This window comes from Comamonas sp. 7D-2, assembly GCF_022749555.1.
Lineage (GTDB): Bacteria > Pseudomonadota > Gammaproteobacteria > Burkholderiales > Burkholderiaceae_C > Comamonas > Comamonas thiooxydans.
The window spans coordinates 4,572,439-4,588,361 of sequence record NZ_CP094238.1 but is presented as its reverse complement, the minus strand read 5'-3'; the positions used below and the strand labels follow the sequence as shown (position 1 = coordinate 4,588,361).

Below are 15,923 nucleotides of genomic sequence, written 5' to 3'. Positions count from 1 at the left end.
TTGCGGCCCCTTGTTTTAGGGGGGCATTGATGAAGGCCATGCTGAAGTGGCGCCGCAGCTGGGCAGTACTGGTTGCTGCAGCGCTGGCGGTGACGGCTGCGGGGATTTGGCATGCCCGTGCGGGCACGGCGGTAGTCCGTTTTGAAAAGCCCATCACCATCGTTGTGACCTTTCCGCCAGGCGGTGGCACGGACCTGTTGGCGCGTCGTCTGGGCGCAGCCATGCAGCAGCGTTTGGGCCAGTCCGTGGTGGTGGAGAACCGGCCCGGCGCCAGCGGCAATATCGGCGCGAGCGCAGTGGCCGAGGCAGCACCCGACGGCGCCACGCTGCTCATGGCCAACAGCTCGTTTGCCATCAACCCCGGTGTGTATCATCAGCTGGACTTTGATCCACGCCAGGACTTCAAGGCGGTTTTCAATGCCGGCACTATTGCTTCAGTGCTTGTGGTGCCGGAGCACAGCAGCATTCATAGCCTTGCGGATGCATTGGCGCAGGCATCGGAGGAGCGACCTCTGGCCTTTGCCAGTTGCGGCAATGGCACGCCCCAGCATATGGCGGGTGAGATGCTGGGGCAGGCAGCGCACGTGCGGTTGCAGCATATTCCGTTCAAGGGCTGCGGTCCTGCCATTACCGCAGTGGCTGCCGATCAGGTCCCGCTGGGTGTGGTGACGGCCAGCAGTGCCGTCGCTTTGATGGGCTCGGGGCGGGTGCGTGCCATTGCCGTCACTGCGCCGGAGCGTGTGGCTCAACTGCCCGATGTGCCCACGGTGGCGGAGCAAGGCGTCAAGGCTTTTGCCGTGGAGCAGTGGCATGGAGTGCTGGCGCCGGCAGCCACGCCGGAGCCGATTGTGAAAAAGTTGCACGCAGTGTTGGTGCAGATTCAGGCCGATCCCCAGATGCAGGAGTCTCTGCAGAAGCAGGGCTATACGCTGGTGCAGCAGTCCCCAGCTCAATTCGGGGCACAGATTCTTGCAGACATGGACCGCTATGCCGTGGTGACCCGGAGTCTTGGTCTGAAGGTGGATTGAGCCCGCATGTCTGTCTTAGGGGGCTGCCGGTGGAGTAGACCGCGGAAACGGTCATCGGAATGCGCGCGAATGCTGCGGGCTATTTTTGTTGCTCATCAATCAATAGCTTCATGTACTTGTCGTACAAGGACTAAGTCAGAAAAACACTTGGATTGTCGGGCTGCCCAAGCTGTGTCACAGTGCTGCGCTAATCTTCTGCCAAGCGGTTGATTGCCGCAGAGCCACGCCTCTGAATAAAGCACATAGCAGGGAGGGAACTCATGTTTTTACACAAGCTGCTGCCGGTAGCGGTTGCAACTCTGGCCACGGCGGCCTACGCGGCCCGCCCTATGAATACTGATGATGCGCGCATCGTCGATGCCAAAGCCTGCCAGCTTGAGAGCTGGGTCAAAAGCCCCAAAGGACATACCGAGTTCTGGGCGCAGCCGGCCTGCAATTTCACCGGCAACCTGGAATTGACCATGGGAGGGGCTTTGAGCCGTGAAAGCGGCAGCACGCGTGGCAGCGCACAGATGCTTCAGGGCAAGACACTGTTCAAGACGCTGGAGACCAATGGCTGGGGTTGGGGGCTGGCTGCAGGCATGTCGCGCGACCCGCGTCGCGATGCGGGTGGCGGTCACGATATGTATGCCTATGTGCCCGTCAGCTGGTCGCTGGCTGATGACAAAGTGGTGTTGCACACCAATTTGGGCTGGCTGCGCGAGCAGGGTACCCGCAGCAATCATCTGACCTGGGGCTTGGGCAGCGAGACCCAGTTGTGGGAGCGCACCTGGCTGATTGCCGAGACTTATGGACAGGGCTCGGGCAAGCCTTTGGTGCAGGTGGGCATGCGTTACTGGGTCGTGCCGGACAGGGTGCAGATTGATGCCACATACGGCAACCGCATTGGCGAAGGCAATCAGCGCTGGTTTTCGCTGGGATTGCGTCTGCTGACGCCCTCGTTTCTGCCTTGAGATGGATCTAAAAAAAGCGCTGAATGATCTGGTGCAGGCCTGCCGTCATCAAGGTATAGCGCAGGAATTTTCCAACTGCCATATAGGCGACGCAGGGCCAGAAAGGCAGGCGCACCCAGCCGGCGACCGCGCATAGCGGGTCGCCGACGACGGGCAGCCAGCTCAGCAGGCAGGCCTTGGCGCCGTATTTGCGCAGCCAGTAACGGGCGATGCGGTTCCAGCGTGACTTGTGGTGCATGTTCTGGGGCGGCGGCTCTCCATGTCGGCGCAGCTTTTTGGCCTTGTTCCAGGCCTGGTTGGCGGCCAGTCCCATCCACCAGCTGATGGCCCCACCCAGCGTGTTGCCCGCCGTGGCGACCACAATGGCGGGCCAGAACAGATCGGGGTTGGCTGAGACCAGTGCGGCCACCACGGGCTCAGAGCCCAGCGGCAGCAGGGTGGCCGAGACCAGGGCCACGACAAACACGGTGCTAAGGCCCAGCTCCGGCAGGGCCAGCCATTGCAGCAACTGATGTATCCACGCTTCCATAGGGCGGCTAGTTTAGGCGGGTCGCTCAATTCCCTGAACTTTGCATCCTGTCATTTCTCGGTCATCGGCCATAGTTGCAGGCTGTTGATATATGGTTTCTTATCCAAATGCGTACACAGGTGTTATCCGGTAACGCCAGATCAATGGGAGTAGGAATGGCTTTCAGCCCTCTAAAAAAAATGATGCGATCGAGTCAGGCAGCAGCCCTGGCAGTCGCTTTGCTTTTGATAGCTGGTTGCGCACCGAACATAAAGACCATCGCGCCGTCTGATGCCAGACCAGCGGTCACCGTGACTGCCGATCTGGTGCCGCTGGCGACGCTGGCGCCCGGCATCAAGCAGGACATGCGCTATGTCTCCAAGCACAACTTCATGGGCCGCCCCGTGGCTGGCTATGAAGCCGGGGTTTGCTGGCTCAGCCGCGTGGCTGCCGAATCTCTGGCAGCTGTTCAAGAGGAACTGGCTGGACAGGGGCTGGCTCTGAAGGTCTATGACTGTTACCGACCCCAGGCGGCCGTCGACGACTTTGTGCGCTGGGGTCGCGATATGGCCGATCAGAAAAACAAGGACATGTATTACCCGCGCGTGCCCAAGAGCGAGCTCTTCAAGCGTGGCTACATCGCCGAGAAATCGGGTCACAGCCGTGCCAGCACCGTGGACATGACGCTGCTGGTGGTGGATGCCAAGCGCGCCAGAAAGCTGGTGCGTGGCCCGCTGGCCGACGGTATCGAAGTGGACATGGGAACGCCCTTCGATCTATTTGACGAGCAGTCGCATACCGACAATGCCCAGCAATCGCCGGATGTGCAGCACAACCGCCGCTGGCTGCGCAGCCTGATGCAGCGCAACGGATGGAAGAACCTGCCAGAGGAGTGGTGGCATTACACGCTGGTCAGCGAGCCCTATCCCGAGCAGTACTTTGACATGCCGGTGCGTAAAAACTGAGACGCCGGTGCTGCATTGCCCGATAGTGACTCGCCTCGCAGGGTGATGCATGGAGTTTGGTTTTGCTGAAAATTTGAGCAGGTATAATTGCCCCCTCTTTTCCAGCGCCCGGTCTGTGCCAGACATTGCCTGCCGCAGAAACCAAATTCTCTCCATGCCCGCCCTGCACATTGGTCATATTCCATTGGCAAATCGTCTGTTTGTCGCTCCCATGGCGGGTGTGACGGACCGGCCGTTTCGTCAGCTGTGCAAGGCACTGGGGGCCGGTTACGCGGTCAGCGAGATGGTGACCAGCCGCAAGGATTTGTGGAACAGTCTCAAGACCAGTCGCCGTGCCAACCATGAAGGCGAGCCTGGGCCGATCTCGGTCCAGATTGCCGGCACCGAAGCGCCCATGATGGCCGAGGCTGCCATCTACAACATCGAGCGCGGCGCGCAGATCATCGATATCAACATGGGCTGTCCGGCCAAGAAGGTCTGCAACAAATGGGCGGGTTCCGCCCTGATGCAGAACGAGCCGCTGGCCGTGGAAATTGCCCAGGCCGTGGTGGAGGCCGCACGTCCCTACAACGTGCCCGTCACCCTGAAGATGCGCACAGGCTGGTGCGATACGCACAAGAACGCAGTTCTGCTGGCGCGCCAGTTTGAAGATGTCGGCATCCAGATGCTGACCGTGCACGGCCGCACGCGCGAGCAGGGCTACAAGGGCTTTGCCGAGTACGACACGATTGCGGCCGTCAAGCAGGCCGTCAAAGTGCCCGTGGTGGCCAATGGCGATGTCAACAGTCCCGAAAAGGCCCGCGATGTGCTGGCCTATACGGGGGCGGACGCCATCATGGTCGGCCGTGCAGCCCAGGGCAGGCCGTGGATCTTTCGCGAGATCGCGCACTTTCTGGCCACCGGCGAGCATCTGGCTCCTCCTCTGGTGGCCGAGCTGCGTCGTCTGCTGCTCGAACATTTGCAAGATCACTACAGCCTGTATGGCGAGGGAGTCGGCGTGCGCAGCGCCCGCAAGCATATTGCGTGGTATCTGCGAGCTCTGCCGGGCGGGGAAGAGTTCAGAAAACACATCAACACTATTGAGGACTGTGCGGTGCAATGGCAGGCCGTGGCCGACTATCTGGATGCCTTGGGGCAGCAGATGGAGCGGATCCCGGCGGCCACGGCCGCTGCTGAAGCAAGCAGCGAGCTGGACGAACCGGCAGAAATGGCTGCATGAGCAATCAGAATTTAGAACAAGTCGTTCGCGATAGCCTGGAGGGCTATTTCCGCGATCTCGAGGGCGAAACACCGGCCAATGTCTACGACATGGTGATTCGTCTTGTCGAAAAACCGCTGCTGGAAGTGGTGATGGGCCAGGCCGACAACAACCAGTCGCGCGCCGCCGAATGGCTGGGCCTGAATCGCAACACCCTGCGCAAAAAGCTCGTCGATCACGAATTGCTCTGAACGACGAAGCTACCAAATCCATAGCTGCAAGCGCTTGATATATCTGCACTTGCAGCTTGTTTTTATCCAAACTTTGAATTGACGCCCATGAAAGCTCTGATCTCCGTCTCTGACAAGACCGGTATCGTCGAATTTGCGCAAGCCCTGCACGCTCTTGGCGTGCAACTGCTGTCCACCGGTGGCACCGCCAAGCTGCTGGCAGGCGTGGGCCTGCCCGTGACCGAAGTCGCCGAAGTCACCAAGTTCCCCGAGATGCTGGACGGCCGCGTCAAGACCTTGCACCCCATGGTGCACGGTGGTCTGCTGGCTCGCCGCGAACTGCCCGAGCACATGGCTGCTTTGAAGGAGCATGGCATCGAGACTATCGACCTGCTGGTGGTCAATCTCTACCCCTTCGAAGCTACCGTGGCCAAGGCCGGCTGCACCCTGGCCGACGCCATCGAGAACATCGATATCGGCGGCCCCGCCATGGTGCGTTCCGCTGCCAAGAACTGGAAGGATGTGGGCGTTCTGACCGCCGCCGACCAGTACGAAGCCGTGCTGGCCGAACTCAAGGCGAACGGCAAGCTGTCCGACAAGCTGCGTTTTGCGTTGTCCGTGGCGGCCTTCAACCGCATTGCCCAGTATGACGGAGCGATCAGCGACTACCTGTCTAGCGTCAAGTTCGAAGACGAAAAGCTCAGCGAAGAATATGTGCCCGAGCGCGCCCTGTTCGGCGGCCAGTCCAACGGCCATTTCATCAAGGTGCAGGATCTGCGCTACGGTGAAAACAGCCACCAGCAAGCCGCCTGGTACCGCGACCTGTACCCCGCTCCCGGCTCGCTGGCCACGGGCGTGCAGCTGCAGGGCAAGGAGCTGAGCTACAACAATATCGCCGACGCCGACGCGGCCTGGGAATGCGTCAAAAGCTTTGACACCCCTGCCTGCGTGATCGTCAAGCACGCCAACCCCTGCGGCGTGGCCGTGGGCGCGAATGCCTTCGAAGCCTATTCCAAGGCCTTCCAGACCGACCCCACCAGCGCGTTTGGCGGCATCATCGCCTTCAACCGCGCTGTGGACAAGGCCGCTGCCGAAGCCGTGTCCAAGCAGTTCGTCGAAGTGCTGATGGCTCCCGAGTTCAGCGCCGAAGCCCTGGAAATCTTCAAGGCCAAGGTCAATGTGCGCCTGATGAAGATCGCTCTGCCCGCCGGCGGCGCAACCGACTGGGACAACGGCCGCAACGCCATCGAGTCCAAGCGCATCGGCTCGGGCCTGCTGCTGCAGACCTCGGACAACCATGAGCTCAAGCTGGCCGACCTCAAGGTCGTGACCGTCAAGCAGCCTACTCCCGAAGAGCTTCAGGACCTGCTGTTCGCCTGGAACGTGGCCAAGTTCGTCAAGTCCAATGCCATCGTCTTCTGCAAGAACGGCATGACCATGGGCGTGGGCGCAGGTCAGATGTCGCGCCTGGATTCGGCCCGTATTGCCTCCATCAAGGCCGAAGCCGCCAAGCTGTCGCTGCAGAACACCGTCGTGGCGTCGGATGCCTTCTTCCCCTTCCGCGACGGCCTGGACGTGGTGGTCGATGCAGGCGCTACCTGCGTGGCCCAGCCTGGCGGCTCCATGCGCGATCAGGAAGTGATCGATGCTGCCAACGAGCGTGGCGTGGCCATGGTCTTCACCGGCGTGCGCCATTTCAGGCACTAATTGCTTCCCCTGAGGCGCTATCGCGCCTTCCCCCTCTCTCGCTTTGCGCCGGAGGGGGACGACACCCTCGGTGCGCGACGGCGCTTCCTTGGTGTCTCTGGTTTTAGGGCGCGCCAGTTTTGTGCTTTGTGCTCTGTGGCCGGCATTTGCTGGCCATTCTTTTTTTGAATCTGGTGCTTGGTATGACAGATCCCATCGACGACGAAGAAAACTATCCGCCCAGGCCGCGCTGGATTGGCTGGCTGATCGGGCTGGTCATGCTGGCGTCGGCCCTGGGCGTGGCCAATATCGGCTGGCGCATCATGCGGGTCAGCACGGCCGAGAAGGCGGCGGATGCGCTGGTGGCTGCCAAGCCCGAGCTGGCAGCAGCCCGAAAGCTGGTGGAGGGCGCAGATTGCATGCGCTGCCATGGTCTGGACCGCAAATTTGTGGGCCCGGGCTTTACGGAGATCGCACAGAAGTACGGCTCGCAAGCCGATGCCCAGAGCTATCTGGCAGACAAGATTCGCAGCGGCAGCGTGGGTGTCTGGGGCAATGTGATCATGCCGCGCCATCCGCAAATCAGCGAGGCCGATTCTCTGCAGATGGCCCGTTGGGTGCTGTCGGCTCAGGCGCCATCGGCTGCGGCTCGATAAGCACGGTTGCTGAGATCCAGCGTGAATTCCAAGGCTGCCAGCGCTTTGCGCTGGCAGCCTTTTTTTGCTTTGCAGCCTGCGCAGGGTGGCAGGCCTTGCTTTCATAATCGTCACATGAGAAAACCCGCGCCCACTCCTGTGCTGAGCCAAGCCGATCAAGCCCTGCACGGGCCTGTGCATGCCCCGGCTCGCCAGCGTGGCTTTGTCTTCTGGGCCATATGGGTGAACATCGCCACCTACGCGATCTATCCCACGGCCAACTGGCTGGCCAGCCTGCGCGACCAGCGCTATGACTTCATCACGCGCTGGGACGCCATGATTCCGCTGGTGCCGGAATTCATCTTTGTCTATTTCTCGTTTTTCCCGTTTCTGGCCCTGCCGTTCTGGCTGGTGGGGCAGCCCGGTACGGCGGCGCTGGGCAAGCGCCAAGTGTTGGGTACGCTGATCTGCGGTCTGATCTTCGTGCTGTTTCCGGCAAATTTGGCCTTCGAGCGCGCGATTCCCGAATTCGAGCCTTATCGCAGCATTTTTGCGACCATGTTCTTGGTGGACAAGCCGCACAACCTGCTGCCCTCTTTGCACATCGTCTACACGGCGCTGACCTGTCTGGCTATCTGCCAGGCGCAATGGCAGCGTGGTCGCAGGGGACTGTGTCTGCTGATTGCGCTATGGAGCGCGGCAATCTGTGCCTCAACCATGCTGGTGCATCAGCACCATGTGCTGGATGTGGTCACTGCGCTGCTGCTGGTGCCAGTGCTCTGCTTGCTGATTCGCCCGGCCGATGTGCCGCCGCAGCCTCCGCGAATCTGAGCCGGGCAGGATTGCTCTGCCTCGGGCCTTTTTTGAATCCTGCGTCAGTGCTCGCTTGCATGCAGGACTGCAGCGCGATTTTTGTGTGCGGTGCAGGCTTCGTGAAGCGCGGGCCTGACTAGTCTGTTTTGAGATGGGTGTGCAGCCGGGCCTGCACAAAACATGCAGATGGACTGGTGATGCTGCAGGGAATCTGCGCATCATTGGTGAAATCCCTAGGATGCCTTTTTGACAAAAAGGACCGGGCCGAAAGCGCCGCGCCAAAAGCGTGGCTAAGAACGTGTTTACGTTCTCAAAGCCCGGGGATATGCATGCAGTGGCTGAAAACCAAAACCATTGAACAGGCGCTGGCCGATTCCGACGAGCCGGGCCGGCAGCTCCAGCGCACGCTGGGTGTTTTCGATCTGATGATTCTGGGCCTGGCCGTGGCCGTGGGCGCGGGGATCTTCTCGGTGGGGGCTCGCGCAGCCGGCAGCTTTGCCGGGCCGGCCGTGATCTTTTCCTTCATTCTGGCGGCCGCGACCTGCGCGCTGGCCATCATGTGCTATGCGGAGTTCGCCTCCACCGTGCCCGTCACGGGCAGCGCCTATACCTATACCTATCTGACGCTGGGCGAGGGCCTGGCCTGGATCATTGGCTGGAATCTGCTGCTGGAGATGATCTCGGCCGCTGCCGTGCTGGCCAAGTACTGGGGCATCTATCTGTCGGCCGTGTTCTCCACGGCAGGGCTGGATATCGCGCAGAGCATCGAGATCGGCGACTTCTCGCTGAACTGGGGGCCGTTCTTCATCGTGGCCGTGTTCACGGCCTTGCTGATTGCGGGCACCCAGGTCTCGGCCAAGGTCAACAACCTGTTCACCGTCATCAAGCTGGCGATCACCGTGTTTGTGATCGTCGTCGGCTTCACCTATATGAACACCGACAACTTCAGGCCTTTTGTACCCAGTGCACAGCCGCCCGTGGTGGCTCATGGCGTGAGCGGTGACCTGTGGGGGCAGCCCATGCTGGCCTGGTTGTTCGGTGCCGAGCCCAGCCAGTATGGCTGGCTGGGTGTGATCTCGGGCGCATCGCTGGTGTTCTTCGCCTTCCTGGGCTTTGATGTGGTGGCAACCTCGGCCGAAGAGGTCAAGGACCCGCAGCGCACGCTGCCACGCGGCATTCTCGGCGGGCTGGTGCTGGTGACGGTACTCTACATCCTGGTCACGCTGGCGCTGACCGGCATGGTGCCCTATACGGCACTGGCCAGGGCCGAGAATCCGTCGCTGGCCACTGCATTCATTGCCGTGGGCGCCGGCTGGGCGGCGCAGGTCATCTCGGTCGGCGTGCTGATCGGCATGACCACCGTGGTCATGGTGCTGCTGATGGGCAGCTCGCGCGTGTTGCTGGCCTTGTGCCGCGACGGCCTGCTGCCGCGCAGCTGGGGCGTGACATCGGCCAGGCGGAAGACGCCGGTTCGCCTGCAACTGGCAGTGGGCGTGATCGTGGCGCTGTTGGCAGGCTTTACCAAGGTGGAGCTGCTGGAGGAGATGATCAACATCGGCACGCTGTCGGCCTTTGTGCTGGTCAGCATCGGCGTGCTGGTGCTGCGCAAAAAGCGTCCCGACGTCGGAGCCGGCTACCGCGTGCCTTTTGTGCCTGTGCTGCCAGTGCTCTCGGCTCTGCTGTGCTTTTATCTGATGCTGAATCTGACCACGCTGACCTGGTTGCGCTTTCTGGGCTGGATGGCGCTGGGTGCGGTGATCTATATGGCCTATGGCATGCGCCATTCGCGCCTGGCTCAGGCAGATAAAAAGTGAGCTGTTAGCGCTTGATATTCATTGATTTCAATATGTTTAATATCTGAAATCATTTGATATCAAGCGTAAGAAGCTATCAAAACAAAAGCCCTGCAGGGAACGCTCTGCAGGGCTTTTGCATTGGTTAGAGTGCTGGGCATGAGTACCGAACCCACCGAGACCACGCCGACCCGCTCCCCCACCCAGTCCGCCGAAGACGGCCAGCAGCGCTGCCGCTGGTGTCTGGCCACGCCGGGCTATGTGCACTATCACGACCGCGAATGGGGATTTCCGGTGGGCAGCGATCAGCGCCTGTTCGAGAAACTCTGTCTGGAAGGCTTTCAGTCCGGCCTGAGCTGGCTGACCATTCTCAACAAGCGCGAGAACTTTCGCGCGGCCTTTGCGGGTTTCGATTTTCATCGCGTGGCGCAGTTCGGCGAGGCCGATGTGCAGCGCCTGTTGCAGGACGCGGGTATCGTGCGCCACCGCGGCAAGATCGAAGCCGTGATCAACAACGCCCAGCGGGCCATCGAAATGGTCCAGGCCGAAGGCTCTCTGGCCGCGTTCTTCTGGCGCTATCAGCCTGCTGTGCCATCGACAGGCACGACCATTCAGGCCCAGACGCCGGAGTCGCAAACCCTGTCCAAGGAGCTCAAGAAGCGCGGCTGGAAGTTTGTCGGGCCGACCACCATGTATGCGCTGATGCAGGCCATGGGCATGGTCAACGACCATGCGCCGGGCTGCATCACCAGAGCTGAAGTGGAGCGCGCCAGAGCCGCTTTTCAGCGGCCCTGAGGGCGGGCTTGTTCCGCCTTGCCGGCCCGGGGGTCAAGCCTTGACCAGCAGCCCCGGCGCGCTGGCCAGAACTTTCATGGAGGCTTCGGTGCTGGCGGTGAACTGGCGGTTGCTGATGGTGTTCACATATATCCAGTCGGCGCGGCAGGCATCTGCCGTGGCCGTCACCAGCATATAGCCGCGGCGCGAGGTGTCGCAGTATTTGAGCGGCTTGATGAGCTGCTGCAGCGCAGCGGCCAGCGTAGCGGGGTCTTCGCCCGGCAGGTATTCCTCGAAGCCCGGCGAGCTGACCGAGGAGGTCGCAAACTCCACGCCCACGGCCTTGCCGTTCATGTCCTGCAGCTCGCTGGCCCAGGCGTTGTGCGTGTCGCCGGCCAGCACCACCAGCTTCTTGCCGAGCTGACGCGCGGAGCCCAGAACGGTCTCGCGCGCGGCCTGGTATCCGTCCCAGGCGTCCAGGTTGTAGGGAATCGAGGGCTGGGCCAGGATGGCCTGCTCCTGAGGCGTGAGTGTGGCCGGCGCGGTCTGCGCCTTGGCAACCAGCGCTGCGTACTGCGAGACCGATACGCCTGCACCGGCTTGAATGGTCTCCATGAGTATGGGCGCGGGAATGTTCATGCGTCCCATCAGCACCTGCTGGCCCAGCACCTGCCAGATGGCACGGGAGGCCGCCATCTGCTGCTGCAACCACTGTGTCTGGGTCTGACCCAGCAGCTGACGCGACGGGTTGGCCATGGCCGTGGCGAAGCCCGCCGAGTCGATGCCGGCAGAGGTCATGAAATCCGCATAGTCCAGCTGCTTGTCGCGGCCTATCACGCGGGTGTCCAGCATGTGCAGCGAGACCAGATCGCCAAAGTCGAAGCTGCGGTAGATCAGCTCGGCGCTCGCGGTACGCGTGGGCATCCACTCGTGGTAGGCCTGCATGGCAGCCGCCTTGCGCATGGCGAAGTCGCCCTCGCCGGGCTGGTGATTCTCGGCTCCCGCACTCCAGGTGTCGTTGGCAAATTCGTGGTCGTCCCAGATGGCAATCATGGGCGCGGCGGCATGCAGGGCCTGCAGGTCGGCATCGCTCTTGTACTGGGCATGACGCTCACGGTAGTCGGCCAGCGAGAGAATTTCTCCGGCAGGATTGACCAGGCGGCCCATGGCCTCGGCCTGGGCCGAGGCATAACCGCCGCGCGCGTATTCATAGATGTAGTCGCCCAGGTGTACCGTGGCGTCCAGGTCGCTGCGCCTGGCGGCATCGGCGTATACATTGAAGTAGCCGGCCGGGTAGTTGGCGCAGGAGAAGACAGCCAGTCTGACCTGGGCCACCGAGCCGGTGGGCAAGGTGCGCGTGCGTGCTGCCGCCGAAGTCACGCCGTGGGCGCGGAAGCGGAAGTGATAGACCGTGGCAGGCTTGAGGCCGGCTGCATCGACCTTGACCGTGAAGTCCCTGGCGGCGGTGGCGCTGCTCTCGCCACGCGCCACGACGGAGGTGAACGCCGCGTCGCTGGCCAGCTCCCATTGCACGGGAATGTCTGCCTGGTGGCTGGCGGGCGGGGTGACGCGGGTCCAGAGCATCACGCGGTCGGACAGCGGATCGCCGCTGGCCAGGCCATGGACGAAGCGGACTTCGGGGTCGGCCGGCTTGGCCTCTGTCTGGCTCTCATCGCCGCCGCCGCAGGCCGCGAGCGGCAGAACGGATATAGCGCCGGCGCTCCAGGCCATCTGGCGCACAAAGCGGCGGCGGTTCAGGTCACTGGCTTCGGCGGCAGTGTCTTTGAGCAGGTTGTGCAGCGTCGGCTTGCTGGATTCGTCGGTCATGGTGCTTTCATTGCTGACAAAAACGCGAGCGTGGCAAGCGTCCATGACGTGGCTGTGAAACGCCGAGCCGCTGCGGCTGAAGCCGGTGCAGGCGCAGTCCGCCGCCACCAATGAAAAAGCCCTGCAGACATGGTCTGCAGGGCCTGTTGGGCGGGCAGGGATTTACAGTGTCTTGAACACTTCGCGGGCCGCTTCTATGGTGCGGTCGATATCTTCGTCGCTGTGCGCTGCGCTGACAAAGCCTGCCTCATACAGCGCCGGGGCAAAGTAATGACCGCGCTCCAGCATGCCGTGGTAGAACTTGTTGAAGACCTTGCCGTCGGTCTTCATGACCTGGGCGTAGTGCGTGGGCAGCTCGGGCAGGAAATAGAAGCCGAACAGTCCGCCTTGCCAGTCCACGCTGAAGGGAATGCCGGCGGCATTGGCTTCGGCCTTCAGGCCCTGCATCAGGTGGCCGGTCTTGAGGTGCAGCTCGGCGTGGAAGCCGGGGCGGCTGATCAGCTCCAGCGTCTTCAGACCGCAGGCCGTGGCAATGGGGTTGCCCGACAGCGTGCCGGCCTGGTAGACGGGGCCCAGCGGCGAGAGCTTTTCCATGATCTCGCGGCGGGCACCGAAGGCAGCCATGGGCATGCCGCCGCCGATGACCTTGCCCATCACGGTGATGTCGGGCGCAAAGCCTTCGATTTCCTTGGCATACAGGCTTTGTGCGCTGCCCAGGGCGACGCGGAAGCCCGTCATGACTTCGTCATAGATCAGCAGCGCGCCATGCTCGCGGGTCAGCTCGGAGATGCGACGGGTGAAGTCCACCGAGGCGCGCACAAAGTTCATATTGCCGGCAATCGGCTCCATGATGACGCAGGCAATGTCGCTGCCCATCTTGGCAAAGGCCTCTTCGAGCTGAGCAACGTCGTTGTACTCCAGCACGATGGTGTCCTTGGCCACATCGGCAGGCACGCCTGCCGAGGAAGAGGCGCCGAAGGTGGCCAGACCCGAGCCGGCCTTGACCAGCAGGGCATCCGCATGGCCGTGGTAGCAGCCGTTGAACTTGATGATCTTGTTGCGGCCCGTGTAGCCGCGCGCCAGGCGCAGCGCGCTCATGCCGGCTTCGGTGCCGGAGCTGACCAGACGCACCATGTCCATGCTGGGCATGAGGGCGCGGATCTTCTCGGCCAGCACCACTTCACGTTCGGTGGGGGCGCCGAAGCTGAAGCCTTCGAGCACGGCGGCCTGCACGGCCTCGACCACTTCGGGGTGGCCGTGGCCCAGGATCATGGGGCCCCAGCTGCCGATGTAGTCGGTGAACTGCTGATCGTTCTGGTCCCAGAAATAAGCGCCCTGGGCGCGCTTCACGAAGCGCGGCGTGCCGCCCACGGCGGCGAAAGCGCGCACCGGCGAGTTCACGCCGCCGGGGATCACGCCCTTGGCGCGCTCGAACAATGCAGTATTCAGATCAGTGTTTTGTGTCATGAGAGGGAATCACAAAGCCTTCAATCGGCTTGGAGTCGGGTTCGTCATCGGTGGCATCTTCGGCCTGCTCGTCTTCGGACTCCTCGTCCTCGGTGGGCTGGGCCCAGAACAGGCGATCGGGCAGATAGTGGCCCATGCCGGGGCGAAAGCCGGCATCCAGGCTGTGGTCCAGGTATTCCAGCGCTTCCAGCGTCGCGGCGCCCAGATCGTTGCCGGTGGCCAGCAGGGCCGTAATCGCAGCGGACAGCGTATCACCAGCACCTGTGAACGTGGCGTCAAACATCTCGTACTTGCTGTTGCCCAGCACGGACTGGGCCGTGGTCAGCACGTTGTCCACGAACTGGTCGGGCAGGGGGATGCCGGTCACCAGCACATAAGGCACTTCCAGTGCCTCGGCGGCCATGGCGATGTCGCGCGCCGTGGGCGCACGGCTGTTTTCCCATTCTGGCAGCAACCAGCGCCACAGCGTGTTGTGGTTTCCAACCAACACCGAGGTTTGAGGCAGGACAAGCTCCTTGAACGCATCCAGGTACTGATCCTGCTTGTCGTCCTCCCACCAGGACAGGTCCGGCATGTAGCTGATGATGGGAATGTCGGGGTAGTCCGATGAGATAGTGGCAATGGCGGCCAGGTTGGCAGGGCTGCCTACAAAGCCGACCTTGATGGCGGTGACGGCAATGTCCTCCAGCACCATGCGCGCCTGCTCGGTCACCGCGTCATCGTCGAGTGCAAAGTGCTCGTAGATGCGGGCCGTGTCTCTGGCGTAGGCGCCGCAGGCCACGGGCAATGCATGACCGCCGATGGAGGAGATGGTGGCGATGTCGGCCGAGAGCCCGCTGGCTCCGCTGGGGTCACTGCTGTTGAAAGACAGCACGCAGACGGGTGCTGATTCTGTCGCTTCTTCCTGGCGGGTGCGGCGAGGGGGAGTGGAGGAGATGGGGTTCAATGCCATGGCGCACCCCAGTTTGCACCCGGGAATGCAAGGGTGGGAGCCGGGGTTGTGACTAGATACAATCGTTGCATTCTATGTGAAGCCCCTTTAAGCTGTGACTGACCCTAAAACCTGGATGTGTTTGACCTGTGGCTGGCTTTATGACGAAGCCCAAGGCTGCCCCGAACATGGAATTGCTCCAAACACCCGCTGGGAAGATGTGCCCATGAACTGGACATGCCCGGAATGCGGTGCACGCAAAGAAGATTTTGAAATGGTGGAAATCTGAGTGCAAGAGTCGCTCACTCCATCAACGACCGAATTGGGAGGAATTTCACCGTGACAGCATCTGGTGCGCCTTTGCGCGTTCTGGTCGTGGATGACAGCAACACCATCCGCCGCAGCGCTGAAATTTTCCTCAAGCAAGGTGGTCACGAAGTTCTTCTTGCCGACGATGGCTTCGATGCCCTGTCCAAGGTCAATGACTACCAGCCCCAGCTCATCTTCTGCGACATTCTGATGCCCAAACTCGATGGCTATCAGACCTGCGCCATCATCAAGCGCAATGCTCGCTTTGCCAATACGCCCGTCGTGATGCTGTCATCCAAGGACGGTGTATTCGACAAGGCTCGCGGTCGCATGGTGGGCTGCCAGGACTATCTGACCAAACCGTTTACCAAAGATCAATTGCTGCAAGCCGTACAACAATTCGCGCTGCAAGCTGCAGATGTGGGAGCTGCATGATGACAATTCAAAAAGTTCTGGTCGTTGACGATTCCAAGACGGAGCTGATGGCTCTGAGCGATATTTTGCAAAAGCAGGGCATGCAGGTGCGTACCGCGGAAAATGGCGAGGAAGCCATGAAGCGCCTGGCCGAAGACAAACCCGACCTGATCCTGATGGATGTGGTCATGCCTGGACAGAACGGCTTTCAGCTGACCCGCGCCATTTCTCGCGATCCCCTGTATGCCGATGTGCCCATCATCATGTGCACCAGCAAGAATCAGGAAACCGACCGGGTCTGGGGCATGCGTCAGGGCGCACGTGGCTATATCACCAAGCCCGTGGATGCCGCCGAGCTCCAAGCCAAGATCGCAGCGCTATAACGAGCCGCG

The 15,923-nt window shown here is 61.7% G+C and carries 17 protein-coding genes; 13 read left to right on the top strand and 4 right to left on the bottom strand.

All coding sequences use genetic code 11. The features are described 5' to 3' along the window. The first annotated feature begins 29 nt into the window (after nt 1-29). The gene (locus MPZ60_RS21090) at nt 30-1,028 is read left to right on the top strand and encodes a tripartite tricarboxylate transporter substrate binding protein (protein WP_034353960.1); all 999 of its coding nucleotides are present in this window, start codon (nt 30-32) and stop codon (nt 1,026-1,028) included. A gap of 260 nt (nt 1,029-1,288) precedes the next feature. Then, nucleotides 1,289-1,981 carry a hypothetical protein gene (locus MPZ60_RS21085; protein WP_052057588.1) on the top strand — a complete coding sequence of 231 codons (693 nt, stop codon included), beginning with the start codon at nt 1,289-1,291 and terminating at the stop codon, nt 1,979-1,981. A 7-nt stretch (nt 1,982-1,988) separates the two neighbouring features. Here the strand turns inward: MPZ60_RS21085 and MPZ60_RS21080 are convergent, their stop codons facing one another. Then, nucleotides 1,989-2,510: a YqaA family protein gene (locus tag MPZ60_RS21080; protein WP_042437679.1), complete on the bottom strand. Its 522-nt coding sequence runs from the start codon at nt 2,508-2,510 to the stop codon at nt 1,989-1,991. Between the two features lie 290 nt (nt 2,511-2,800). On the opposite strand from MPZ60_RS21080, the gene MPZ60_RS21075 reads away from it, so the two are divergent. From MPZ60_RS21075 to MPZ60_RS21040, 8 genes are all read left to right on the top strand, one after another. Next, the gene (locus tag MPZ60_RS21075) at nt 2,801-3,454 is read left to right on the top strand and encodes a M15 family metallopeptidase (RefSeq protein WP_034353957.1); all 654 of its coding nucleotides are present in this window, start codon (nt 2,801-2,803) and stop codon (nt 3,452-3,454) included. Nucleotides 3,455-3,608: 154 nt separating this feature from the next. Next, complete coding sequence (gene dusB / locus MPZ60_RS21070) at nt 3,609-4,673, top strand: tRNA dihydrouridine synthase DusB (RefSeq protein WP_003071134.1); 1,065 nt, start codon at nt 3,609-3,611, stop codon at nt 4,671-4,673. Beyond that, a complete protein-coding gene (locus tag MPZ60_RS21065; protein WP_003071135.1) occupies nt 4,670-4,903 on the top strand; it encodes a Fis family transcriptional regulator in 234 nt (77 codons plus the stop codon). The genes dusB and MPZ60_RS21065 overlap by 4 nt, the downstream gene beginning before the upstream one ends. Nucleotides 4,904-4,990: 87 nt before the next feature. Continuing rightward, nucleotides 4,991-6,589 (top strand): bifunctional phosphoribosylaminoimidazolecarboxamide formyltransferase/IMP cyclohydrolase, encoded by a 1,599-nt coding sequence (purH, locus tag MPZ60_RS21060; protein WP_034353954.1) that lies wholly within the window; start codon nt 4,991-4,993, stop codon nt 6,587-6,589. Nucleotides 6,590-6,771: 182 nt separating this feature from the next. After that, a complete protein-coding gene (locus MPZ60_RS21055; RefSeq protein ID WP_034353951.1) occupies nt 6,772-7,224 on the top strand; it encodes a c-type cytochrome in 453 nt (150 codons plus the stop codon). Between the two features lie 114 nt (nt 7,225-7,338). Further along, nucleotides 7,339-8,034, top strand: coding sequence for a phosphatase PAP2 family protein (locus tag MPZ60_RS21050; protein WP_034354016.1), 696 nt, complete (start codon nt 7,339-7,341; stop codon nt 8,032-8,034). A 311-nt stretch (nt 8,035-8,345) separates the two neighbouring features. Continuing rightward, nucleotides 8,346-9,830: an amino acid permease gene (locus tag MPZ60_RS21045; RefSeq protein WP_034353948.1), complete on the top strand. Its 1,485-nt coding sequence runs from the start codon at nt 8,346-8,348 to the stop codon at nt 9,828-9,830. Nucleotides 9,831-9,968: 138 nt separating this feature from the next. Then, nucleotides 9,969-10,604, top strand: coding sequence for a DNA-3-methyladenine glycosylase I (locus MPZ60_RS21040; RefSeq protein WP_034354014.1), 636 nt, complete (start codon nt 9,969-9,971; stop codon nt 10,602-10,604). 33 nt (nt 10,605-10,637) lie between these two features. Here MPZ60_RS21040 and MPZ60_RS21035 read toward each other — a convergent pair whose 3' ends face one another. The 3 genes from MPZ60_RS21035 to MPZ60_RS21025 form a co-directional block, all read right to left on the bottom strand. Beyond that, nucleotides 10,638-12,410, bottom strand: coding sequence for an alkaline phosphatase (locus tag MPZ60_RS21035; protein ID WP_034354011.1), 1,773 nt, complete (start codon nt 12,408-12,410; stop codon nt 10,638-10,640). 162 nt (nt 12,411-12,572) lie between these two features. Then, entirely contained in the window at nt 12,573-13,877 is a 1,305-nt protein-coding gene (hemL, locus tag MPZ60_RS21030) for a glutamate-1-semialdehyde 2,1-aminomutase (protein WP_034353945.1), read from the bottom strand. After that, nucleotides 13,861-14,829 (bottom strand): bifunctional hydroxymethylpyrimidine kinase/phosphomethylpyrimidine kinase, encoded by a 969-nt coding sequence (locus MPZ60_RS21025; protein WP_012839730.1) that lies wholly within the window; start codon nt 14,827-14,829, stop codon nt 13,861-13,863. Before MPZ60_RS21025 ends, hemL begins: the two co-directional genes overlap by 17 nt. A gap of 115 nt (nt 14,830-14,944) precedes the next feature. On the opposite strand from MPZ60_RS21025, the gene MPZ60_RS21020 reads away from it, so the two are divergent. The 3 genes from MPZ60_RS21020 to MPZ60_RS21010 are packed head-to-tail and all read left to right on the top strand — an operon-like array spanning nt 14,945 to nt 15,914. Next, nucleotides 14,945-15,097, top strand: a complete 153-nt coding sequence (locus MPZ60_RS21020) for a rubredoxin (RefSeq protein WP_034399566.1) — start codon at nt 14,945-14,947, stop codon at nt 15,095-15,097. A gap of 50 nt (nt 15,098-15,147) precedes the next feature. Next, entirely contained in the window at nt 15,148-15,552 is a 405-nt protein-coding gene (locus tag MPZ60_RS21015) for a PleD family two-component system response regulator (protein ID WP_003071158.1), read from the top strand. Continuing rightward, entirely contained in the window at nt 15,552-15,914 is a 363-nt protein-coding gene (locus MPZ60_RS21010; protein ID WP_003071159.1) for a PleD family two-component system response regulator, read from the top strand. The genes MPZ60_RS21015 and MPZ60_RS21010 overlap by 1 nt, the downstream gene beginning before the upstream one ends. Nucleotides 15,915-15,923 lie beyond the last annotated feature (9 nt).